Source organism: Lutibacter sp. A80 (assembly GCF_022429645.1).
Taxonomy (GTDB): domain Bacteria; phylum Bacteroidota; class Bacteroidia; order Flavobacteriales; family Flavobacteriaceae; genus Lutibacter.
Genome location: NZ_CP092480.1, coordinates 272451 through 298314, shown reverse-complemented (window position 1 = coordinate 298314; position 25864 = coordinate 272451). Strand labels below are relative to the sequence as shown.

Annotated in this window: 20 protein-coding genes; 2 read left to right on the top strand and 18 right to left on the bottom strand. The window is 30.0% G+C overall.

The window, feature by feature from the left end:
- Nucleotides 1-345 precede the first annotated feature (345 nt).
- Nucleotides 346-609 (bottom strand): hypothetical protein, encoded by a 264-nt coding sequence (locus MHL31_RS01265; RefSeq protein ID WP_240227278.1) that lies wholly within the window; start codon nt 607-609, stop codon nt 346-348.
- 367 nt (nt 610-976) lie between these two features.
- Between MHL31_RS01265 and MHL31_RS16280 the strand changes: the two genes are divergently transcribed.
- Nucleotides 977-3700, top strand: a complete 2724-nt coding sequence (locus tag MHL31_RS16280; protein ID WP_305802698.1) for a thrombospondin type 3 repeat-containing protein — start codon at nt 977-979, stop codon at nt 3698-3700.
- Between the two features lie 518 nt (nt 3701-4218).
- On the opposite strand, the gene MHL31_RS01230 is transcribed toward MHL31_RS16280, so the two are convergent.
- From MHL31_RS01230 to MHL31_RS01200, 7 genes are all read right to left on the bottom strand, one after another.
- Nucleotides 4219-7248 carry a type I restriction endonuclease subunit R gene (locus MHL31_RS01230; RefSeq protein ID WP_240227277.1) on the bottom strand — a complete coding sequence of 1010 codons (3030 nt, stop codon included), beginning with the start codon at nt 7246-7248 and terminating at the stop codon, nt 4219-4221.
- Nucleotides 7249-7253: 5 nt separating this feature from the next.
- Nucleotides 7254-8159: a hypothetical protein gene (locus MHL31_RS01225; RefSeq protein ID WP_240227276.1), complete on the bottom strand. Its 906-nt coding sequence runs from the start codon at nt 8157-8159 to the stop codon at nt 7254-7256.
- An 11-nt stretch (nt 8160-8170) separates the two neighbouring features.
- Nucleotides 8171-9151 (bottom strand): DUF3696 domain-containing protein, encoded by a 981-nt coding sequence (locus MHL31_RS01220; RefSeq protein WP_240227275.1) that lies wholly within the window; start codon nt 9149-9151, stop codon nt 8171-8173.
- Complete coding sequence (locus tag MHL31_RS01215) at nt 9148-10377, bottom strand: DUF262 domain-containing protein (RefSeq protein ID WP_240227274.1); 1230 nt, start codon at nt 10375-10377, stop codon at nt 9148-9150. Before MHL31_RS01215 ends, MHL31_RS01220 begins: the two co-directional genes overlap by 4 nt.
- Before the next feature lie 88 nt (nt 10378-10465).
- The gene (locus MHL31_RS01210) at nt 10466-11779 is read right to left on the bottom strand and encodes a restriction endonuclease subunit S (RefSeq protein ID WP_240227273.1); all 1314 of its coding nucleotides are present in this window, start codon (nt 11777-11779) and stop codon (nt 10466-10468) included.
- Entirely contained in the window at nt 11779-14160 is a 2382-nt protein-coding gene (locus MHL31_RS01205) for a class I SAM-dependent DNA methyltransferase (RefSeq protein ID WP_240227272.1), read from the bottom strand. The genes MHL31_RS01210 and MHL31_RS01205 overlap by 1 nt, the downstream gene beginning before the upstream one ends.
- 762 nt (nt 14161-14922) lie before the next feature.
- On the bottom strand, nt 14923-15528 hold the full coding sequence (locus MHL31_RS01200) for a hypothetical protein (protein WP_240227271.1): 606 nt from the start codon (nt 15526-15528) through the stop codon (nt 14923-14925).
- Nucleotides 15529-16067: 539 nt separating this feature from the next.
- On the opposite strand from MHL31_RS01200, the gene MHL31_RS01195 reads away from it, so the two are divergent.
- Nucleotides 16068-16295: a hypothetical protein gene (locus MHL31_RS01195; RefSeq protein WP_240227270.1), complete on the top strand. Its 228-nt coding sequence runs from the start codon at nt 16068-16070 to the stop codon at nt 16293-16295.
- A 323-nt stretch (nt 16296-16618) separates the two neighbouring features.
- On the opposite strand, the gene MHL31_RS01190 is transcribed toward MHL31_RS01195, so the two are convergent.
- From MHL31_RS01190 to MHL31_RS01150, 10 genes are all read right to left on the bottom strand, one after another.
- The gene (locus tag MHL31_RS01190) at nt 16619-17008 is read right to left on the bottom strand and encodes a hypothetical protein (RefSeq protein ID WP_240227269.1); all 390 of its coding nucleotides are present in this window, start codon (nt 17006-17008) and stop codon (nt 16619-16621) included.
- Nucleotides 17009-17375: 367 nt separating this feature from the next.
- Nucleotides 17376-17513, bottom strand: coding sequence for a JAB domain-containing protein (locus MHL31_RS16310; protein ID WP_371824129.1), 138 nt, complete (start codon nt 17511-17513; stop codon nt 17376-17378).
- Nucleotides 17514-17685: 172 nt separating this feature from the next.
- Nucleotides 17686-19170, bottom strand: coding sequence for a hypothetical protein (locus tag MHL31_RS01185; protein WP_240227268.1), 1485 nt, complete (start codon nt 19168-19170; stop codon nt 17686-17688).
- Between the two features lie 10 nt (nt 19171-19180).
- Nucleotides 19181-19660, bottom strand: coding sequence for a protein-disulfide reductase DsbD domain-containing protein (locus MHL31_RS01180; protein ID WP_240227267.1), 480 nt, complete (start codon nt 19658-19660; stop codon nt 19181-19183).
- 24 nt (nt 19661-19684) lie between these two features.
- A complete protein-coding gene (locus tag MHL31_RS01175; RefSeq protein WP_240227266.1) occupies nt 19685-20881 on the bottom strand; it encodes a TlpA disulfide reductase family protein in 1197 nt (398 codons plus the stop codon).
- 19 nt (nt 20882-20900) lie between these two features.
- Nucleotides 20901-22112: a TlpA disulfide reductase family protein gene (locus MHL31_RS01170; RefSeq protein WP_240227265.1), complete on the bottom strand. Its 1212-nt coding sequence runs from the start codon at nt 22110-22112 to the stop codon at nt 20901-20903.
- A 10-nt stretch (nt 22113-22122) separates the two neighbouring features.
- Nucleotides 22123-23304 carry a TlpA disulfide reductase family protein gene (locus MHL31_RS01165; RefSeq protein WP_240227264.1) on the bottom strand — a complete coding sequence of 394 codons (1182 nt, stop codon included), beginning with the start codon at nt 23302-23304 and terminating at the stop codon, nt 22123-22125.
- Nucleotides 23305-23329: 25 nt separating this feature from the next.
- Nucleotides 23330-23488 (bottom strand): hypothetical protein, encoded by a 159-nt coding sequence (locus tag MHL31_RS01160; RefSeq protein WP_240227263.1) that lies wholly within the window; start codon nt 23486-23488, stop codon nt 23330-23332.
- Complete coding sequence (locus MHL31_RS01155) at nt 23478-24674, bottom strand: TlpA disulfide reductase family protein (RefSeq protein WP_240227262.1); 1197 nt, start codon at nt 24672-24674, stop codon at nt 23478-23480. Before MHL31_RS01155 ends, MHL31_RS01160 begins: the two co-directional genes overlap by 11 nt.
- Before the next feature lie 12 nt (nt 24675-24686).
- Nucleotides 24687-25859 carry a TlpA disulfide reductase family protein gene (locus tag MHL31_RS01150; RefSeq protein ID WP_240227261.1) on the bottom strand — a complete coding sequence of 391 codons (1173 nt, stop codon included), beginning with the start codon at nt 25857-25859 and terminating at the stop codon, nt 24687-24689.
- Nucleotides 25860-25864: the final 5 nt, after the last annotated feature.

Genomic DNA, 25864 nt, shown 5'->3' with positions numbered 1-25864 from the left:
CTTAAACAATATCATTACAATCTTCTCATAAACTAGGGAAATAACAATCAAACTTAAAGGTAACCACCCCACTTCAAATTCTTATTCCCTTATGTAATCCACAGTCACATCTAGCAGATATTTTAGAACTCATAAAATAAATATTTTAATCAGGACAATTTCCCCTTTGTTCAAAACCTTTTGAAATCTTATCAAATAAAAAAAATAAAGCATTTAAATTACCTCCATCATTGACACCTATATTTAACTTAAGAGAACTTCCTGACATAGTAAATAAATAAGTTTCAGAAGCGTGCCCATAATCTAATATAACCTTAAAATTATCTTTTGAATTTTCTATAATTTCTATAGATGAAGCATTTGACGATAAATAATAGTCATAACAGCTGCCATTAATAGCCCCCACCATTCTTCAAATGGACTTGATAAATTATTCTTAAATCTATAATATTTAACATCTTCACCATCAGTATATTTCCACTCTGTCCCTCCCAATGACTCTAAAAGAGTATTTGATGATGACGAACCATCATTATCGTTACTACAACTATTTAAAGAAATTGTAATAATTAGTATTATTAATAGAATAATTAAAAAATTGTTTTTCAAGTATTTTATTTTTTTAAATATTTCCTTAATTAGCAAATAAATTAGGTGAAAATATCTTTAATCTAATTACTTCCATAAATGTAATAAAAATTATCAGAATAACACATATGTATGTTTATGATATCCAATCCTAATTTAGACTTTTAACTTGTGAAGTTAAAAAATGAAAAATATTTTATTGAGATATCATCACTATTTAATTTAAAAATAGCACCAAATTTATTAGGTAGTCCAGTAATTTTATTCAACATATTACGGATTCCCATAAAATAAAAACACTAATTAATGGTAAGTTTGAGCTTATGAGCATTATCACTCATTTTTATAATTTAATTATTTAAAAAACTAATATCTAATAACAAAAATTATGAAATCATATTTCAAAGCCTTATTCGTGTTATTGTTAATTTTTTCGTGTTCAAAGGATGATCCAATTGTTCAATATAAACTAACTACCGAAGCATCACCTTCCAATGGTGGTTTCGTTTCCCCTTCAACAGGAACTTTTGACGAAGGAGATGTAGTAACTCTTAAAGCAACCGCTTCTGAAAATTTCAATTTTAAAGAATGGACAGGAAGTATCTCTGGAACAAATAACCCAATAACTATAACGATAAGTTCTAACAAAACTATTTCAGCTGTTTTTGAAAAAGCAGATAATGATTTAGACGGTGTATTTAATGATACTGATCAATGCCCTAACACTCCAAGTGGCGAAATAGTTGATGCTAATGGATGTTCTACTTCACAGAAAGATACTGATGGAGATGGTGTAATGGATAATGTTGATACTTGTCCAAATACCCCAAGTGGTGAAATAGTTGATGCTAATGGATGTTCTACTTCACAGAAAGATACTGATGAAGATGGTGTAATGGATAATGTTGATACTTGTCCAAACACTCCAAGTGGTCAAAGTGTAGACGCTAATGGGTGTTCTACTTCACAGAAAGATACTGATGGAGATGATGTAATGGATAATGTTGATACTTGTCCAAACACTCCAAGTGGTCAAAGTGTAGATGCTAATGGATGTTCTACTTCACAGAAAGATACTGATGGAGATGGTGTAATGGATAATGTTGATACTTGTCCAAACACTTCAAGTGGTCAAAGTGTAGATGCTAATGGATGTTCTACTTCACAGAAAGATACTGATGGAGATGGTGTAATGGATAATGTTGATACTTGTCCAAACACTTCAAGTGGTCAAAGTGTAGATGCTAATGGATGTTCTACTTCACAGAAAGATACTGATGGAGATGGTGTAATGGATAATGTTGATACTTGTCCAAACACTTCAAGTGGCGAAGTAGTAGATGCTAATGGATGTTCTACTTCCCAAAAAGATACTGATGGAGATGGTGTAATGGATAATGTTGATACTTGTCCAAACACTCCAAGTGGTCAAAGTGTAGATGCTAATGGATGTTCTACTTCACAGAAAGATACTGATGGAGATGGTGTAATGGATAATGTTGATACTTGTCCAAATACTCCAAGTGGTCAAAGTGTTGATGCTAATGGATGTTCTACTTCACAGAAAGATACTGATGGAGATGGTGTAATGGATAATGTTGATACTTGTCCAAACACTCCAAGTGGTCAAAGTGTAGACGCTAATGGATGTTCAAATTCCCAAAAAGATACTGATGGAGATGGTGTAATGGATAATGTTGATACTTGTCCAAACACTCCAAGTGGTGAAGCAGTTGATGCTAGTGGTTGTTCCAATTCCCAAAAAACATACGTCCCAGATAATAATTTTGAAAAAGCATTAATAGATTTAGGCTATGATGATGTATTGGATGATTATGTGTTAACAGCAAATATTAATACGTTAACTAGTTTAAAGATTTTCAATAAAGCTATTACAAATTTAACTGGAATTGAAGACTTTATAGCTTTAGAAACATTAAATTGTGCCCAAAACCAACTCAACAGTTTAGATGTAAGTAACAATACAGCTTTAACATATTTATGGGGCCAATATAACCAACTCAATAGTTTGAATATAAGTAACAATACAGCTTTAACATATATCGCTGTTAACAATAACCAACTCACCAGTTTGAATGTAAGTAACAATACAGCTTTGACATATATCGGTGTTAACCAAAACCAACTCACCAGTTTGGACGTGAGTAACAATACAGCTTTGACAAGTTTATCCGTTGGTTCAAACCAACTCACAAGTATGGATGTGAGTAATAATACAGCTTTGACAAGTTTATCCGTTGGTGGTAACCAACTTACAAGTATAGATGTGAGTCAAAATACAGCTTTGACATATATCGGTGTTAACCATAACCAACTTACAAGTATAGATGTGAGTCAAAATACAGCTTTAACATGGTTAAATGTTCAGGTAAATCAACTCACCAGTTTGGATGTAAGTAACAATACAGCTTTAGAAAAATTATATTGCTATAATAACCAACTCAATTGTATCCAAGTAAATCAAACACAGTTAAATGCAATACCAACTATTTGGTCCAAAGATGCTACTGCTAATTATTCATTAGATTGTTCAATAATTTCAAGCGATGATATTCAAGGTAGATTGAATAATGGAGAAACACCTAATCAGATTTACCAAAGTGATAATAGCCTACTGTCAGAATTATATGGTAAAATTTACAGAGGTGGAGTAATTTTTAAATTTAACACTTCTAATGGTACAGGATTATTAGCGGCTCCTCAGAACCAAACGGTTGGCTCCACTTATGGCTTTTATTCTTGGGGTTGTGTTTCAACTTTAATTGGTGGAACCTCTGCTGCGATGGGTACTGGTCAAGACAATACTAATAAAATTCTAAACGGGTGCAGTGAAAATAATATAGCGGCAAGAATTTGTGACCAATTAGTTATAGGAAATAATGATGATTGGTACCTTCCAAGCAAAGATGAATTACATGAAATGTACTTAAGGAGGTATACTATAGGTGGATTTAATACTACTACACCAAGTATCTATTGGAGTTCTACGGAATATGATAGTACAGGAGCTTGGATTCAAGCTTTTCATCAAGATATTCAAAATATAGCTAATAAAGATAATGCCTATGTTAGAGCTATTTCCTCATTTTAATTAGTATTTAAATTCCCTATAAAAAGACCCACTTCTTTAAGGATTGGGTCTTTTATATTTCTATCCATCTTTTATTGTAAATCCACCTATATATCATTAAATTTATCGAACAAAAAATTTCAATAAACAATTTTGAATATGTTAAACTATAATTGGAGATCCTATTTTTTTTTTGAATATGGGATATATAGTTTAAATAAACTTCGCATTATATGAGTATAAGTTTTTAACAAAAAAAGAATACTTTTATATAGAAATCTGCATAAGTAATAAAGTGATATTAGCATTTCACAAAAAGAGTAAATTGTAATGATAAGATTGGAATAATTATGATAGATAAAAAAAACGTAGCTTAAAAAATAGTACCAAATTTATTAGGTAGTCCAATGTCTATTGGAACGTTTACTTTTATAGGGTTTCCATATAAATATGTATATGGTTCTAACTTCATTTCTTCCTTATATTTGAACCAAGTGTTTTTTAAATATGATTTTATATTATGTCCAAATATGTTTTATTTACATCTGCGCCATTCTTTTCATTGTATCAAAAAATGCTTGTTTAAAGGTGTCGTCTTTCACATATAAACGATATAGGTCTAGTTCTTGTTTTCGTTGTTTAGACATTACTTCATCTAATATTTTTCTAAAAGCTAAATCTTTGTTTTGAACATCTTTGTTTTCTGCAACTTTGGTTTTAAAATCTGGGTGTGCTTGAATTGACTTAGTTAGACTAATAAATTTTACTCGTTGATCTTCTGGTGTAGCTTCCCAACCTTGGAACCAACGTTCATTAAAAGATTGAATGATTGTTTCCAATAAATCTTCTTCTGTTTCTCCGTGTGCTCCTCTAACATTTGGATTTTGAGGATCTACTTCTGTTTCAGAATCATCTAATCCAATAACTTGATTTAATTTTACACGCTCAATACCATAGGTTGATAAATCTACTGAATTTAATAATTCATTTAATTTATCACTTTCTGGATCGTTGATGATTAATTTTGGAACTAAAAATTTTAAGAACCAAAATAGCTTCTCCCATTTTACAATCTCAAAAGGCATTATAGATGCCATTTGACCGTAAATTTTTACAAATTGTTTTGCTTTAATTTTAAAATCTGCTTTTTCTTCATCTTCTAATTCCAGTTCTTGATTGAAACGTTCTGCAGGAACATCAATAAAATAACTTAATTCTTGCGCATCAACACCATTAAAATATTTTTCATTAAATGTTTCAACTTCTTCCCATTCATAGACCCCCACATCATCTAATGTGTCTTTTATTTCGTGTAGTACATTTACATCTGTTGCTTCACTTAGTTTGGTAGAAGTATAAAAAGGGTCGAATGACTTTTTAATGTCATCAATATTATTGAAAAAGTCCAACACGAATAAATCTTCTGTTTTCTTACCTAATTTAGGTGCAGATCTATTTAAACGAGATAGCGCTTGCACAGCCAATACACCTTGTAGTTTTTTATCTACATACATTGCAGTCAATTTTGGCTGATCAAAACCAGTCAAATATTTATTTGCAACTACTAAAATTCTGTATTCATCTTCATCAAATTTATTTCTTGTATCTTTTTCAGGGAAACCGTTTAATCCTGACTCGCTATATTCAATACCATCTACTTTTTTATCTCCAGAAAATGCAATTGCTATTTTAAAAGGGTTTCCTTTTTTATCTAACAAACGTTTTAAAGCTAAATAATACCTGATAGCTGATTGAATACTTTGTGTAATTACCATTGCTTTCGCTTTTCCTTTTAGCTTTTTTGTATTTACTAACTTTGGAATAAAATGATCTAACATTATTTCTGCTTTGGTAGCAATGGTTCTTTCATCTTGCTCTACAAAGGCTTTTAATTTTTTTTGTGCTTTTGACGTATCAAATAAAGGGTTTTCTTCTATTGATTTTGAAATTTCATAATAGCTTTTTAGCGTGGTATAATTACTTAACACATCTAAAATGAACCCTTCTTCAATGGCTTGTTTCATTGAGTATAAATGAAATTCTTTAAAACTACCATCTTGTTGAGATACTCCAAATTTTTCTAAAGTAATAGGTTTTGGAGTTGCAGTAAAAGCCAAATAAGAAGCATTGCCTCTCATTTTACGAGCTTGCATAGCATCTATAATTTTATCTTGTGCATCTAGTTCATCTCGATCTTCTACTTTTTGACCCATTGCACTGTTCATATTATCGTGCGCTGTTCCACTTTGTGAACTGTGCGCCTCATCAATAATAACAGCAAAACGTTTATCGCTCATATCTGAAATGCCATCTACAATAAACGGAAATTTTTGAATGGTAGAAATGATGATTTTTTTACCTTGCTCTAAACTTTCTTTTAAGTCTTTGGAAGAATGTGCGTGTGCTACGATGTTTTTTACTTGAGAAAACTGTTTGATATCTTCTTTTATCTGCTTGTCTAACAACCTTCTATCTGTTACAACTATTACTGAATCAAATAATGGTTGGTCTAAACTTTTACTACCTTGAATATTTTCAATTGCTGGATATGTCTCAATTAATTGATAGGCAGCCCAAGTAATAGAATACGATTTGCCAGAACCCGCAGAATGTTGGATTAAATATTTTTGTCCTGTACCATTTTTTGTTGCGTGGTCTACAATTTTACGAACAACATCTAGTTGATGATATCTTGGAAAAAATAAAGTTCTTGTATTTAACGCTTCTTTTTTAGTACCTCCTAAACGCACAAAATGCTGAATGATGTTTGCAATACTATCTTTTGTTAATACTTCGTTCCAAAGATAATCTGACTTATGACCATTTGGGTTTGGAGGATTTCCTTTTCCATTATTATTTCCTTTATTAAATGGTAAGAAAAACGTGTCTTTCCCTGCTAGTTTGGTAGTCATATACACCTCATCTGTATCTACTGTAAAATGAACGATACAGCGAGCAAATTGTAATAAAGGTTGTTTGTTATCTCTTTTGAACTTGTATTGATTTTGACCGTGAACCTTTGCATTTTGACCAGTCCAATGGTTTTTTAATTCCATTGTAATAATTGGGATACCGTTTATAAAAAAAACCATATCAATTTCTTCTGCAGGATTGTCTAACGAATAACGTAATTGACGTGTGACTGAAAAACGGTTTTGCTCAAAGTTTTCTTTTACTTTTAACCCACTACTAGCTAACGGACTTGGATACAATAAAGTAAAATGTGCATCACCAATTTCTAACCCTTTACGCAACAACTCCAATACTCCGTATTTTTTTATCATACGGTTAAAACGTTCTAAAATTTTTAATTTCCAGTCAGCAGCACGTTGTACTTTTTCTAATTCTTCTTTTTGGGTTGTTTGTAAAAACTCCCAAAAATGAACCTCATCGATTGCGTATTTTAAATTGAAATCTTTAGGATTTCCTATAAAAAAACCATTTCCTCCATAGGCAGTTTGTGGTTCGTTTAAAGCAATTTCATTTTCTTTTAAAATCTCCAAACTGGTTCCTGTTAAGGCTTTTTCTATGGCTGCTTCTAATGCTTGTTCGTTGGTTTTACTTTTCATCTGGTTTAGATTGTATTATAAAGGTTCACTAGCCTTTGTTCAGCGAATTTAATATCATCATCCTGATTACCACTTGATTTTGTTCCTAAAAATCCAATTAACAGTGTCGTTTCTTTAAATGAAAAATAAACTCTTAAGGATTTTGGATTGAAAACTCTCAATTCATAAACATTTATAACACTTTTGTCGAGAGTAACTTCTTTTATTTTATCCTTATCAGGTTTTATTGGAAAAAGGTATTTTTCTCCTTTAGAATTATTGAATAGAGTCAATATTGACTCTTGCTCAATTGGTGAAAGCTTTAAAAAATCACGATCAAATGATTTATGTGTCTTTACCTCATCAATAATTGATTTCACTTTTTCAAGAGAGGATAATTTTAGTTTTTCAATTTCATCAATAATAGTTTTAATAACTTCTGTATTATCAATTTCTCCATACAGATTATTTACTATTAGTCTATCGTTAGGGTTATTATTTTCTATTAACTCTAATTGATGAGACTTTAAATCGTCGTGAACCTGTAAAGTAAACGAATAACCTTTTTCGATAGAAATGAAAGGAAGATAGAATGTTGAAATACTATTACCTCCTAACAATAAGCTAAATTCCTTTTCAAATATAGATTCATCTTCAATATTAAATTCATTCTCAATCGGAAATTTTTGAAAATAATAAAAGGCTAAACGTTTCAATTCTCTATCACCAATATTTTCTATAGCATCTAATAGTGTATAAGAATCCATTAATTCTAATGAAGAAGGTAAGCTTTCGGTAATTATCCCATTTAAAACATTAGTTTTTTTAACTACTTCCTTAAATTGTTTAAGTGTTTTTTTTAATGATATATCTATATCATTCTTACTGATTGCACCTACAATACATTCATTATTAAAATAAAATTTTTCCATAGCAAAAACATTTAAAGAAGTTGTCGTGAATTTATTTCAAATTGATCAAATAATCCATCTGGGCACTCTTTTAGTCTACCATTTTCATCTATTATTGCTTCTTGAATATCTGTATTTCCTTTTTCATCCAATTCAAACCAATATGTTTTTATTTTTTCGTTAAAAGAAGATTCATTTTCTTTAGCAAATATTCTAATTCCATCAAAAATATGATCACTGTGAGTTTCAATTATTACTTGTGAACCAGCCTCGACTACTAAAGAAATCAACCTTGCCAATTCCGTTTGACCTTTAGGATGTAAATGAGCTTCTGGGTTTTCAATAATGACTGTTTTTCCAGAAATAGCACCTAATAAAAGTGCCGCTATTACAGGTAAAGTATAACTTAATCCAAATCCTACGTTTTTAGAACGATGCTCATTAAATGTTATGTATGATGTATCGCTTTTTTTATTAATAACTGATTTAAATTTAGTGTTTGGAGAAATAATTCCTAACCAAGCTTCCAAATTGTAATAAAATGTATCTCCTTGAGAATTTTTATGTTTTACTGAACTTGGGATTATTTCATTTTCAAAATGTTCTATAACTTTTGTAATATTATCTCCCTGATTCCCTATATGATAATTGTTTCCATAAATTAAAGGAATAGATGTCCGAGGTCCAAATCTATCTGCCGAAATATAACTACAAGTAAAGTCAGGTTTTCCGGTAAGTATAATTTCATCTTCATTTATAGTGACACATTCATTTCCACCAAACTCTGCAGTTATTTCTAATTTTTTAGAATATTGATTTTTAAGTTCTGAAAAATCCCCAAAGCCTTCCAATAAGGATTCACCCTTTTGTATTGCTTGCTCTCCCATTAATACTGCTTGAATAACACTGCTTTTCCCACTACTATTTAATCCCGTAAGAACTGTAAGACCTCCAAAATTTATGGTATTATAAAGGAATGATTTAAATCCTTTTAAAGTTATTGACCCTATCATTTTATATGTTTTTCTAAAAGTTGTTTTATATTATTAAATCGGCGAAGGACAGATGTTGCTTTCATACTATCTCTTGATGTATCTTTCTCAAAAGTATTATCCTTCAATAGTTCTACATATTCAGAAATCAATTCGTATTTATTATTCAATAAAATTGAAAATTCATTTGAGTTTAATTTTGAAAGTAAAACTCCCCACATCTCGAACAAATTTTTATTAATTGGAGATTTTTTTTCTAAATATGAGCTTTTCCTAAAACTTTGATCTCCAAAAATATCAAACGCCCTTTGCATTCCTATTTTAAATAAGTATTCCAATTTATCAATACAAAGTACATTAATATCTTCTTTTTTAACTTGTCCTTCTTTTATCATTTTAATAAAATCTCGACTTTCAAATTCAGGATATGAATTAATAATTATCATTGCATTGCTTAGAAAAGAATTTATGCCAATTGTTTTTTTGTATTTTTTGTAATCAATGACTAAAAATGATAAAAACCTCAATATCAATTCTTTATCAGCCATTCTCAAATCTTTAACAGAATTATTAGTGGCAAGTTTAAATTCCTCTGTATTAGAAAGGTTCTTTAGTAATTCAGTAGATTTTCCTATGTATAAGGCATTTCTAATTTCCTGACTACTTAAAGGCATTCCTCCGGTATTAATTCTTTTAAAAATATTACGTTTTACTTCTTCAGGTGTTCCAGGATTAATTATAGTAAACTGAAATTCCGTTTCATAAATTCTATTCTGTAAATGAACTGGTAAATCATTAAATCTATCACCATCAAAATCTTTCCAAAATTCAAGACTCCGTAATTTAAACCCATCTCCTTTTAATTTTTCATTTTTGGTTGCTAAATATTCTTTACCTAAAATAAAATCTCTTATTGTACTTAAACGCTGAAGTCCGTCAACCACAGTTAAATTTCCTTTTTCATCAGCAGATACGTAAAACATTGGAATAGGTATTTTAAGCATCAAAGACTCTATCAATTGTGATTTCTTAGGTAATGTCCAAACCTCCTTCCTTTGAAAATCAGGATTTAAAATAATGGTGCCTTGTATTAATCTTCTCAAACACATATCCATTGCCATTCCCTTTGAATCAATTGAAATATCATTTGGATTAAAGGGATCATTTAATGTTTCATTCTCATTGTCATCCTCAACACCTGTGTAGCTATAATTAACATTATATAGTGAAGTACTACTATTAGACAAATATGTACTTTTACTTTCAAGCTCGTTATTTTCTTCTCCCATTTTATTTTTAATTATTTATCAAAGATATTTATTAATTATAACTTTTCTAACACACCTTTACCTTACCAGTTACCACACTATTTATTAAACTGCTTTTATACTCTTTTAACTTCTCAATTTCTTGTTGTTTTAAGCTAATGGCGGTTTCTATTTTTTCACTGCCACTTGCAATAAATTCTGAAATTTCAACTCTTTCATTTAGAGGTGGTATAGGCATCTTTATATTAACAACATTATCATTACTTAAATTTGCTTGTTTTGTTCCTGCTGGTAAACAATACAACTGATTCAGATAACTATCACTTTGTAATAAAATTACAAGATATTCTGGCTCAAAATTATGTTTAGCAGTAATCTTTGCAACCCTTTGATTTAATAAATATTTAGTATCATCATCAATCAAAATTGCAAAACCATAATCCTTTTTACCTAAAGTTCCTGTCAAAGACATTAATATATCATCTTTAGAAACAACCCAATCCTTATGAGATTGTAAATATGATTTATCAACAAAGGTTGGTTGTCTATCCAAACTTAAACGATTCATATAAGTATTAGCTATTTTAATAATCTGTATTCCCTCATCCTTAAAATCACTAGAATTAAAAGCGAAACCGCCTTGAATATTTGCAAAATACTTCAATCGCTTCACCTCCCAATGCTCAGGAATCTCCCCAATCCACTCTACACCAGAATCTTTCAAAGTAACACTATCATCTAAACCACGGGTTACCGCTTTGTGTATTAAAATTTGTTTGCGTTCTTTTAGCAAGGCTATTTGTTGCTCTTTAATAGCAATAGCATCGTCTATTTTGGTGGTTTTATCGTCTAAAAATTGGGCTATGGCGGTTTGTTCTTTTAAGGGAGGAACAAACGTTTTAAAAGAAAAGAAATTATCTTTAGAAATTGTATTTCTTAACCCCGTATATAAAGGTTTCATTCTCTTATCTGCATCTAAATTCAAATAGAAATAGTATAAAAAACTTCTATCAAAATCATCATTTGGTTCCATTACAGTGTAAGCACCTGTAATCATTCCTTCATAATTAGATAAACCTACACAACGAGGAGTTTCTTCTACATCAAACAAACAAAAAACAAAATCTCCTTTTTTAACTTCTTGATAGGTGTTAAATTCAGCTGGAAATTTCCCTCCGTTTTCTATATTTCTAATTACAATCCCTTTAAGAGTTAATGACAGTAAAGCATACTTGTCTGAATTTTTTCCAACTTGATTTTTCTTCAAATTGAAAATATATTTATTTGCCAAAGCTTCCCAATGCTCAGGAATTTCACCCAACCATTCTACACCAGAATTTTTATACTTGTTGTAGCGTTGTATGTTATTTTCTACTACCATTATACCAAGTTTAAAATTTCCGCAATTAAACCATCGCTTTTTTCTTCTAAACCTACAATATCTGCTGTTACTTCTTCAATACTTCGTAAAGGTGTGTGTTTATAAAAGTATTTGTTGAAGCTAATTTCGTAGCCAATTTTGGTAGCGTCTAGATTTATCCAAGCTTCTGATACGTGTGGTTTTACTTCTCGTAAAAAATAAGCTTGTATATTGTCTTTTAGTGGTACGTTTTCAGTGTCTCGTAGGTCGCTTTCAGTTTCGTAGGTGGTGTACATTCCTTTATTGGCAGATTGCTTCGTTGCTTCGCGCCTCGCAATGACGGTTGGGAAATATCCAAAGTTTGGTAAATCTTTTTCTTCACAGCTTAAATGTGATAAGAGTTTTGTTAGTTTATCACCTGTAATTTTTGTAGTGCTTTTAACTACTTTTTCAGCATCTGGACTGTACCAACTTACCGCATTTAAAATGGCTTTCTTTTCACTTGCACCTACTTTAGATTTTGAAGTTTTTAATTGCTTGTCAACTAACTTCTTAAATATATTAAAATCGTTATATTCTTTAATTCCAATAGTTTCCATTAAGGCTGTAGCTTCGGTAACTAAGTTTAAATGCTTTTTCCAAGTTTCTTGTTTTAACAGTTTCTTTTTATTAGCTGCTGTTAGATTCAACTCATTTTTTTCGCACCAGTTTTCTATCTCCTCTTTATAAGCTACAATGTTGGTATATACCTTTTCGCCATAGGTTTCAAAAGCCCACTGCATTGGCTCTTTAATTGCTTTGTCAAAACGCAAAATTTCAATGCGTTCTTCAGAAAATTGTGCTTTTAATCGTTTTGGACGTTCTATGCTTACTTTGTAATACCCAAAATCTTCATTATCAAAAATTTGTGATGCAATACTATGTTCACCCGAACTTTCAATAGCTTGCATTTTTGCATACGTATTTACAATTTTAGTAATATGCTTTGGCGCAAATTCACAGTTTTTATTTCCTAAATTTTTACGAAGTTTACGGTATAATTGTCCGGCATCAATTAATTGTACTTTTCCTTTTCGGTTTGCCGCTTTGTTATTACTTAATAACCAAATGTACGTAGTAATACCTGTGTTATAAAACAAGTTATTTGGCATTTGAATAATGGCTTCTAACAAATCGTTTTCAATAATATAGCGTCTAATGTTGCTTTCTCCACCGCCAGCATCACCTGTAAACAAACTAGAACCGTTGTGTACCGATGCAATACGAGAACCTTTTGGGCTTTGGTTTAATGGTTTTATTTTATTCACCATTTCCATTAAAAACAGTAATTGCCCATCACTAGAACGTGGTGTAGCATCTTCTTCCTTTTCAACACCCCAATAATCTTTGAGTTGAATTTTAAAACGAGGATCTATTACATCCTTACCATCTTTAATATATTTTAATTCTTTTGACCAAGATTTTCCGTAGGGAGGATTTGACAGCATAAAGTCAAATGATTGCCCTGCAAATTCATCGGTAGATAAGGTAGAACCCACTCTAATATTGTCGGGATCGTTTCCTTTAATCATCATATCACTTTTGCAAATGGCATAGGTTTCTTCGTTTATTTCTTTACCATACAAATACACATCGCCTGTTGCTTTTATTTCTCCTTCTTCATCTTTAATAAAATTTTGTGCTTCGGTGAGCATTCCTCCAGAACCACAAGCAGGATCATAAATAGTCATTACTGGTGGTAAATTATTTTTAATAGGATCAAACACAATATGTGTCATTAAATCAATTACTTCACGTGGTGTAAAGTGCTCACCAGCTTCTTCGTTGTTTTCTTCGTTAAATTTTCTAATTAATTCTTCAAAAACATACCCCATTCCTAAATTAGAAAGCGGCGGTAATTTTCTACCATCGGGATCTGGTTTTTCAAATGGTGTTAAGTTGATATTTGGCGACGTAAATTTTTCCAAAACATCCAATAAAATATCATTAGAAGCCATTTTGTTTACCTGACCTTTTAAATTGAATTTTTGAATGATTTCTTTTACATTGAAACTAAAACCGTCTAAATATTCTTCAAAATTAGCTTGTAATATTTGTTGGTTGTTGGTTGCCGTATTGTGTAAGCGTTGTAAAGTCCATTTACTGGTATTGTAAAAAACATATCCAGAAGCTTCTCTTAACCCACCTTCATCCCATTCCGTAAATTTTGCTTCATCACGTTGGAATATTAATTCTTCCATTACTGCATCTTTGGTTGGCTCTAACAGCGCATCTAATCTACGCAACACCACCATTGGTAATATTACATCTCTGTATTTTCCACGGCTGTAAACATCTCTTAAACAATCGTCTGCAATAGACCAAATAAAGGATACAAGTTTGTTGTGTGATTGGGTGTTCATTTATAATTTTATGTATTTAATATTTTAAGTAAACCACAAAAGCATATTTTTTATTTTGATTTACAAGCTATCAATAGCTTTATAGAGTAAAACGCTTGCTTTAATTGGTTATTTGAAATTTCATTTTAGCATTTTTTTTAACAAATATGTAAAAACTAATTTGTCAAAGAGGGTTAAAAGTACTTAAAAAAAATGAAGTGTTTTATGATATCAATTACTTTTTTAATTGAATGTTTTGAATTGGTTGTTGAAGTTAAAAAAACATTTTTTTTAGGAAGTTTAAGTCTAAATGTTTACTTTTAAATGTTAGGTTTTCATAGACCTATATCTTTTTAAGCTACGCTTATTTTATTTTTTTATTGGTGTAGCTTGAATCTTTTTCATAACAATTCACCCACCTCTCTTTTTATTTCATAGCTAATTTTTGAGGTGGGTTTTATTATTTATACTGGTTAATTAATCTCTTCTTTGGTGTTAATTAAGATTCCGTATTTAAATTTCAAGAATAGACCATTTTCTATATGATTATGGAACAAACATTTTAGATATTCTTCTTTTTCCGTACTTTCTATATGCCTTAATAGCATCGCCAACAAGTAGTTGGTTAGAAATCGAATGTTAGCTTTATTTTATTCTTGACAAATAGTTATCTAAAGTATCTTCCATTATTCGGTATATTCGTCTTTTGTAAATTAATTTTTTCTCTTACCCGATGTGTCATAGTTTTGGTTTTATACAAATTTAGTAAGAGATTATATATATTTAATCCGTTTTTATTGTTGCCCCCATAACTTTGGCAGTTACCTTAGCTTTTTGAGTAAATATTCCTTGGTCATTTTTAACTTCATATTTTGGGTTTAAGAATATATCTATATCTGGGTTTTCTTCAACAAGTCTACTATTTAAATTCCAAGATGCATTTTGCATAGCAGCACCACTCCATGTTAAATTGTTTAAAATTCCTGCAATAGGTATACCTATTGCTGACGCTATTGGCAATCCTAATTTATCCTCGCCATAGTCATTACTATTCCAATCATCATTTGTACCTACTATTTCATTAATTAAAACACCTGTACTTAAAGTATACCCTAACATTGTTAAAATTGGTAAGGCCTGATTAGATTTTCCCAAATCAATTCCATTAAATCTAACTACAACTCCTCTTTTCTTTTTTGCTTTTATTGGTATTCCAAAGAATGCTTTCCCCTCTACACTAATTTCATTCAATCTCTTCAATTCATATTCATTTGAATTTTTGTTTAAAGAAACATCACTATACCCTCCATTACTAATTGATGACATAGATGAGCAACTAGATATTAAAATAGTTACTAAAATAATTGTTGAAATTTTAAAATTTTTCATTTTTATTTTTATTTTTTTAAAGTTTTACACTTCAAATTTAAATCCAAAAAAAAACAAAACCTTACGGAAATCCGTAATGTGCTTTATTTTATTAATTAATTTTAATAGCTTATGTTTTATTATTTTTCCTAAATTGCATTAAATATTTATATAACAAATCAATCTAAATTTGGAACACGTTTTAGAACACGTTTTTGCAAAAATATAGCTCGGGAGCCCAATAAAATGGTTGAGATTTTGGTCAACATTGAGTTCATAACCCGGAGGTCTGCAGTTCAATTCTGCATCACGCTACATAATTTAAATAAAACAAAACGAACGGTTTAGCTTTCTAAACCGTTTTTTTTATGTCTAATTTAAATGAAATTCTTACCTTTAGTATTAAAAATGCATACGATTTTGCATACGATTTATCAATGAAAAAAATTTTACAACACCAAAAATTTACATTGCAGCAGGTGATTTAAGTAAACGTTGGTACGTATATTTCTCTTATCGAGATCAAAAAACTGGGAAGCTAAAACGTGTTACTCCCTTTTATGGAAAAGCGAATACGTACAAAAGAAGATCGTTTATTTGTATTATCAGCCTATAGAAAGAAAATCCTTGAACTCTTAAAAAAAGGATACAACCCTTTTGAGGATAATTCTGAATTACAAACCAAACAAGAAAAATTAGAAAACACTAAAAAGATTACAATTAAAAAAGCTGAACCTGTAACTAGATTGCAACCTACAGTTAAAATAAAAAAAACCAATTGCAATTAATGAAGAAACTATAAAAGAAGCCTTAGATTGCACTATTAAAAAAGAAAAATATTGTAACTGCAAGTACTTATAATACATATAAAGGTAAATATAATGCATTACTAAAGCTTATTTCCAAAAACTATCCCAGAATTACACATATATTTTTATTAACAAAAAATATAATGGTACAATTACGAAAGTCCCTAGACCTATACTAACCCCCTAACACTCACAGCTAAAAAATTTATTTTATTTACACATTATTACACTTATTCAAAAGTTCTATAAAATAATGCAATCTAACATAAAGTAATAACTACATAATTATATACACTATATACTTACTTTTTTTTAAAAACCCCATATTGAGTAACATCATTAACAACTACACCGGTTGGCATTCCTATTTCAGTACTAGATATTTTCACAAATTCAAAGACTGCCATATCAACTGCATCAGTTTTCATATATATAGTATATTCTGTACTAGTAGATTCGTCATAATACACTGCTACTCCAGAGTCTATATACGACTTATTGCTTTCTAAATAACTCATATCAGATATATACATATCATTAGATGTAAACCTCAGCTCAAAATCCATGTCATTAACCCATGTCCCTTGAATCCAACTAGGTGGATTTAATGTATTTAACTGACTTATTGAATCGTCTTTAGAACAACTTAACAACAAAGCTGAGACAAATAAAAGTGTGAGCATTTTTCTCATATTTATAATTTTTGAAAGTTACACAATAAACCAAGGTATTTTAACCTATACCTTAAAGGTATACATAGAAGTTTACTCCAAATTAAAATTTCGCTTTTATAGTAGGCTCAATACAAAAGAAAACATATATATACACCTTGTTTATACCTTATTCGGCAACGACTTTTACATTTTTTACGATGTCAATCGCTATAGCTAAAAATAATATTTTTTTGCATCTCACAAAATACCTTCTACTTATTTTTAGTAAGTCTAAATTATTCACTTAACCTATTAATTTTATGTTTCTTACTATTTAAGGAATAACTATGCTTCCTGAAAAACTAAGAAAACGCCTATCTAGTTTACACCAGATAAGCATTTAATTTTACAAGATTCCTTCATCTGAAAAACTGTAGAAACTTTGAAAACTTGAAACAATCAGGCGATCAATAACTGTTATATTCATGAATTTTGAAGCTTCTTTCATTTTCTGTGTAATATAACAGTCAGACCCATACCCCAAGAGAAAAGAAAAACTTACTTAAATAAAAAGGGTTGCCGTAGCAACCCTTTTTTTATCTTTCATTTAGGTTAGTAATTAATTCATGAAAACAAAATTTAATGAAAGACAATGTGTATTTTAGGTTAATCAACCCGTTTTTAGTTTTATTATTAAATTGTTTTTTTTTAAAATATTAAGGCAATACAATATATTTATAACCATCTCCTTCAGAAAAATACAGTTTCTTATGGTTTTTAGTAAACCATTGCTCCCATTCTTTTGCTGTTTCAAATGATTCTTTTGTATAACGTGTAAGTATGCGTTTGGCAGTTTCAGATTGCTCTTTATTTGTTAACATTTTTACTGCTTTTTCAAGTAGTTTTATGTCGTTATTTGCAATTCCAAGTGATTTAGCATCTTCATCTACTAAGGATACATACCATACTGAATCTGCAGGATAGAAATAATCCATATTTTCTTTATAATAATTTTCGTAAGCTGCCCAATCTTTACCAAACTTATCTTTTAATTCTTGCGGTTCATGTCTAATTGTCCATTCACGAGTTTCTTTTCTTTCAGGCATTTGTAATGACATTTCTTCAAATTTTGTTAATTCTTTACCTGCATCTTTCTTTGCCTGAATTTTTTTTCTTTCTTCATTGAATTTTTTATCAGATTCAGCAATGTATGCCAACCAACGAGATGATCCTTCATCGGATAAGGTCCATTGTTGCTCTCTTAAATATTTTTTTAATTGAACACCTTTAATTTTGCGAGTAATTTGTTCGGCTCCTTTAAAAGGCGCTATATAATGAATAGCATTAATAAATGCTAGCTTAGCACTTTCGGTTAAATATTCTGGTGCAGCTGCAAAACCCCAATGTAAAAAATTGGCATGCCTACCAATAGCGGTAGACTCAATACCTTTGTCGCAAGTTCCACTAGAAATCCATTCAGCATCAATACCATTATCAAAATTATAACCTGTAGAAACTAAGCCAACAGGAAAGCCCTTTCCATCTCTATAACCTTCAGTTTGTATGCGCCACATTGGCTGCGATTCTCCTAAATTACGACCGCCATAACGTACTTTGTAGTTTCCAGTATATTTTACATCTTCATAAGAAATATTAATTTTATAAGGCTCATTAAAAATTGGGTGTTCTAATTTCATTCCGTGTGCATGCGCATCTAAACACAAACATAAATGGTCAATTTTTAATTCACGACCTTCACCAATAAAGGCAGATGGTTCACCAATCATAATAGTAGCATCGTGATAGTTTTCGGTTAAAAATTTTCTTGTTTCATAACCCGTTATTTGCCCTGTAGAATCTTTAACATAACCACCTTCATACGGCGTTAAATATGCATCAATAATAGTAACATCATAATTAGCAGACATTTCTTCTTTAAAATCATCATTAAAAACTACAGCTACTTTATTAAAATATTGATGTAAGAATTGTTTAAAGTCAGGTGTTCTTGTCTTTCTAAATTCTTTAGCTCTATCTATATTGCTGGAAATTCTAGATATTTCTCTTTCCGATAATGGTTTATCTGGATTGTTACCAACGTATAATATTTTAAGGTTGGATTTTTCTATTTGACCATAACTGGTTGTAATAAAAATGAATAATAAGCAAAGAGTTGCTATATTTTTAATAATTTTTTTCATTATATATGGTTTATAAGGTTAATTCAATTTCTTTCTTTTTGGGAGGAAAACAAATTCTGGCATCACAACATTGGTAGTATATCCAGCATTTAATTTTTGTACCCTTTGTTACTTCTTTCCCAACTTGTATTTTATGTTTAAAAGTGCTTTCATTTTTATATATTAAAAGATGGTTTTTTCCAGGATACGTTTGTGGAGCTGATTTTTCCCATTCACCAACTAATTCAACTCCTTTAATAACATCTATTCCAAGTTCGGAGTTTATATATGCTTCTCCGCTAGGTACATAAGCATAAATATGGTAACCATTCATAATATCGGTTTTAATTAAAACCGTTTTTTCTCCTGGTAGGTCACCATCAATAATTATGGCACCAACACTCACTGGGTTCATATGGTTTGGTGCATCTAGCTTAATAGTTGTTTCTTGTGATTGAACAACATATGTAGCTACTAAAAAAGCGACAACGGTAACTATGTGTTTAAACATTTTAATAAATATTAATTAGCATTATTAATGGCCAAATAGTTCTTTTAACTTAACGTCTAATTGTTCTTTTGATGGATTCCTAAGAATTATTTTTTCATTTTCATCCATTAAAAATGTAGTTGGTAAAAATGGAACTCCATATAATCTGGCTACAACACCCCATTGATGGTTTGCACTTGGATCGTATAAATGTATCCAAGTAATTTGATCTTTTTCTATTGCTTGTCTCCATTTCGCTTCCTCATCGGCTGTTCCAATTCCTACAACTTCAAAACCATCTTTTTTGTATTTTTTATACAATTCTTTTAAATGTGGGAAAGAGGCTCTACAGGGTACACACCAACTTGCCCAAAAATCAACTAATTTGTATTTTGCAGTTACTTTGGAAAGCGCTATTTCATTACCATTTACATCATTCAGTTTAAAATCTGGTGCAGTTGAACCTTCTCCTAAACTATTAAAAATATCATCGTACGTTTTTTCGTAATATTTAAACATTGCTGTTTGTTTAGCCGCACCTTTAAAAATTGGATATATTTCCTTCATTTCCTCTTTAGACATTCGACTTTCACTAAATTGAAAACCTAAAACCCAAGGTGCAACGGGTGATTCCGGATTATTTTTTGCGTACTGAATTTTAAATGTTTTTTGTTCTTTTATTCGTTCATCTTCTAAATCGCTATACTGAGCTCTCCACTCCTTAAATGCTTTAATTTTTGCATCATCCTTAGAATTATAAGCCTTTGTCATTTTTGTCCTAATTTCTTTTAAAACAAGGAACTTCGGCTGATTCATGATGCTATCAATTTTATTTTGTTGTTCATCATAAATTTCGCCTAATTCCGAACCTGAAACCTTTGCTATAAGGCGACCACGATCTGATTCAGCTGTATCGAAATTTAAAGAGATGATACTATTTTCTAAAAAGAACTCACTGTTAAATTTTTTTCCCAACCAAATTGAAACTCGGTCTGGATGTTCTATTTTTCCTTTAAACTCAAACGTACCATTTGTCATTTGAACGCTGTCAATAACCTTTGGAGCAGCACCTCTATCTGCAAAATTAAATTCATACAATTTAATAGTAGCTTCTTGTAGTCCTTTTACGCTTCCGGTTACTACATAACCTTCTTGTTTTTTTTCTTTTACTTCTTCCTTACAAGAAAATGCTATTCCTATAAAAACTAATAGTGGAAGTATTGTGTGTGTAATGTTTTTCATATTGTTAATTTTATAATTATTAATGCCCAAATAATTCTTTTAATTTAGTGTCTAGTTCTTCTTTACTAGGATTTCTAAGGATTATCACGTTATTCTCATCTACAAAAAAAGTTGTTGGTAAAAATGCTACTCCATAATCTTCAGCAACAAAACCGTATCTAGGATTATCCTTTTCACCAGAATCATCAAAAACATGAATCCAAGGAGTTTTATCTTGTTCAATTGCTTTTTTCCATTTTTCTTCGTGGTCAGCTGTTCCTACACCAATAACTTCAAAGCCATCATTATTATATTTTGCATACAATTCTTTTAAGTGAGGAAATGAAGCTCTACAAGGTCCACACCAACTTGCCCAGAAATCAATTAAATGATATTTACCCTTTGCGTCAGTTAAAGTAAATGGCTTTCCGTTTTGAGTGTTTAAAGTAAAGTTTGGAACCTTTTTACCTATGGATAAATTTTTGAATATATTGTTATAAATTTTAGAAATATGTTCTTTGAAAAAAACTGTTTTTGTAGCGTCACCTTTAAAAATGGTATAATATTTCTTTAAATCATCTTTACTCATTGAGTTTTCTGAATATAAATGCCCCAAAACATATACTAAAACAGGTGATTCTGGGTTGTTATTTATATAATTGTATATTGATTTATAATAATCATCAGACCGTGCTGTATAAACTAACATTAATTTTTCACGTAAAATTTTAGCCTCTTTTTTAGCTTCAGCATTTTCACTTTCTCTAACCTTATCAAACTTCGTTATAATAGATTCTATTTTTTTATTATAACTAGAATCATTAATAATTTCCTGTAATTCCGACTTTATTCTTCTATATTCTTTATCTGATTTAGATCCAGTTACGGTAGGAATAAATTGTTTATCTGTTAATATTAATGAAGACCAATCTATATTAATGTTAATAGTGCCATTTTCAAGAAAAAATTGACCTTCTTTATTATTAATTTCCAGACTTACCATATCAGGAAATTCAACATTACCTTGAAATTTAAACAAGCCATTCACAATTTTAGCACTGTCTAAAACTTTAGTTTTACGATGGCCTCCACCAACATATTCACGAAGTTTAATCCATCCATTATCTAGTCCTTTTATGGTTCCAGATATTATATAACCATCTTGTTGTAGTTCTTGTTTATTATTTGCTTGTAATTCACTACTTGCAATACTAAAAGCTATAAGTAATATTGTTGTAAATAATTTTTGCATAATAAATTGATTAATTTCCTAGTAATTTTTCTAATGTAGTATCCAATTCTCCTTTTCGCGGATCTCTAAGAATAATTTTTAAAGTTTTTGATTCAATTAAAAATGTTGTTGGTAGGTGAGGGACACCATATTTTTTGGCAATTTCACCATATTGATGATTTTCAGCAATGTCGAATACGTGAATCCAAGGAGTATTATCTTCTTTAATGGCTTTTAGCAATTTTTCTTCAACATCAGCGGTTGCAATACCTACTATTTTAAAACTATCTTTTATATATTTTGTTCTTAATTCTTTTACGTGAGGAAAAGATGCCCTGCATGGCACACACCAAGAAGCCCAAAAATCAATTAATATGTAGTTCGATTTTATTTCTGAAAGCGTAACTTTTTCATTGTTTAAAGAATTTAATGTAAAATCTGGAACTACGCTTCCAATAACTAGATTTTCAAAAGCATTTTTATAGACTTTTGTCATATGCTCTTTATAAAAAAATGTTTTAATAGCATCTCCTGTGAATAAATGATAATATTCTTTTAACTCTGGTCTGCTCATACTTCCTTCAATAAAAGTGTATCCTAACACATGGATTGCTATTGGAGAGCTTGTATTAGCTTTAATAAAGTTAAATTTAATATTCTTTACTGCTTGTCTTTGTTCTTCTATTAAAGGCGTAAGTTTATTTAAATTGGCAAGAGCTTTATCTAATAGTTTTTTATCACCGAATTGTTTAGCTTTTCCAATTTCGGCACTCACTTTATGTATTGTATCATATTTTTTTTGTTGATATACTTCTGAAATTTTTGCTTGTATTTCATTATAAGTATCCATCATTTTAGAACCAGTGATAATAGGATTGAAGGAGTTATTATTTAGGGCTATATTAATTTTACTATTTTCTAAGAAAAAACTACCCTTATATTTTGAATCTACCGAAATATTAACATAATCAACGTGGTTAACTTTTCCTTTAAATTCAAAATGGCCATTTGTTATAACCGTACTATCTATAACTTTCCCTGTTAACATACCAGGCAAATTTTCAATAAGTTTAATTTGTGTATTATTAGGGTAATTTGCAGTACCAGATATATAATAACCATCGTGTTTAACGTCTTCTTTACAACTAGTTGAAATAAATAAGACAATTAAGCTTACTATTTGTAATAATTTAAGATTAAATTGAATTTTCATTTAGAATAAACTTTTAATTATATGTTTAATTTTTAAATATTTTGAGTAAATCTTTATCCATATCATCTTCAGTTCCGCCATCGGTTCCATATCTGCCAATTGTTACACTATCTGACCCTACTAAACTATTTTGAAAAGATTGGTTTTCATTAGTGGATACTTTTAAATTGATTTTAATGCCCAAATAATTCTTTAAGCTTAGCATCCAATTTTTCTTTAGTTGGATTACGTAAAATTATTTTTTGATTACTATCTATTAAAAATGTAGTTGGTAAATGTGGTACACCATATTTTTTTGCTACTGCACCATACGCATGGTTTTCACTAGAATCATACAAATGAATCCAAGGAGTTTGATCTTTTATAATAGCCTTTCTCCATTTTCCCTCTTCATCTGCGGTTCCAATTCCTACTATTGTAAAACCGTCCTTTTTGTATTCTTTTCTTAATTCTTTTAAATGAGGAAAGGATGCTCTACAAGGTACACACCAAGATGCCCAAAAATCAACTAACAAATACTTGCCTTCAATTTTTGATAATGTGAGCGCCTTATTATTTACAGAATTTAATGTAAAATCTGGAACTGTATTACCTACTCCCATATTTTCAAAATTGTCTTTATACACTTTTGTCATATGATATTTATAAAATCCAGTTTTGGTAGCATCACCTTTAAATAAGTGGTAAAATTCTTTTAATTGTTCTTTGGTCATTCTCCCTTCGGTATATTGATAACCTAAAACATGAACTGCTACGGGTGAAGTTGGGTTTGCTTTTGCAAAATCGTATTTAATTTGTTTATAAGCATTATTAGCTTCTTCAATTAATGGCATAAGCTCTTTTTGTCTGATTGTGGCTATATCCATATCTTTTTGATCGTTTGTTTTATTAGCTTTAGCAAATAAGTCTTTAAGTTCATCAATAATTTTGTATTTTTCTAGCTCAAAAATTGCAGATGATTTTTTTTCAACTGCTGCATAAATATCATGGCTTTTAGAACCTGAAACAACTGGAGTGAAATACGCATTTCTTTCGTTAAGCTCGCTTACATCTATGCTAACATTAATAGCGCTATTTTCGAGCATAAACATTCCATGATATTTAGAATCAATTACAATACTAACCATATCAACATTATCAACCTTTCCTTTAAAACTAAATTTCCCATTGGTTATTTGAACACTGTCAATAACTTTAAAATCCTTAGAACCTCTTGAGCCCGTGTTTGTAAGTTTTAAATAAACATTATCAATACCTTTTACGATTCCAGAAATAACATACCCATCAAATTTTTCTTCTTTTACAGATTCTTTACACGATGTTAAGAATGCAAAAAGAGTTAATACAATTAATACAGTTTTAAATTTCATAATAATTTTGTCTTATATATTTAATAATTCATCTAATAATTGAAAAGCTTCTTCACTGCCACCAACGTATTTTCCAACAATTATTCCTTCAGGATCAATTATAAACTTTGTTGGAAATCCATTAACATTAAATTTAGAGACAAAATCATCGGCAATCAGTCCTTTATGTGACATTAATTGAGTCCAATTATAACCTTTAGATGTAATGAATTCAACAATTCTTTCCTTAGTGTCTCCACTGTCAATCCCAACAATTACCAGCTTATCTTTATATTTTTCTTGATATTTCTTTACTTTTGGCATTTCACTAACACAAGGCCCACACCAAGTTCCCCAAAAATCAATTAAAACATATTTGCCTCTTAATGATTTTAAATCAAACTCACTTCCATCAAGAGTTCTTTTGGTAATTAACTCTGGAACTATATTTCCAGCCTTTGTTGCTTCGGATCCTTTTAAACGTGTTGCAACATTTATATAAAAAGGGCTCATGGCTAATTTCTCATCAAAATTATTTAAAAGAGCAAGTGCTTCATTATTTTCTATACTTTTACTTTGAACCATATTAGATAAATAGAATGCAGCAACTTCAGATGTTGGATTGTTTTTTATAAAATCCGCTTGAATTTTTGTGATTTTTTCACCTATTTCTTTAATAGAATCGAATGTTTGTTTAAACTTTGGATTTGTTGGCTTATATTTCGTAGCCCTTTTAAACATCTCGGCACTTTGCTTATTTATTGGTTCTATACTTTTATTATAAGTATTTAAATCATTACACAAACTGGTTCCTGTTGGAATAGCATTAAAGGTTTCCGTAACATTTCCCTTAAATTCGATTGTATCTCCTGGGTGTGCTAAAAACTCAAAATATCCACCTTTTACACCTTCACCATCTTTTCTTGGTCTGGCAAGTAATGGCCAAATAGCAATACGTTTTGTGTTTTTTAGTTCAGTAGTATATGAGAAATATTCATTTTTTACATAAAGTGTATCCCAAACTCTATCTCCATTTTCTCCCGTATAATCTATAAACATATATGGTACATCAATTCCTTGTAGGGTACCAAAAACTTTAAATTCATTTGAATTAACAACAACTTGTTCTATTTTCTTTTCGGATTCTTTGCACGAAGTTAAAAATGCGAAAAAGGTTAATACAAGTAATACGGATTTAAATTTCATTATAA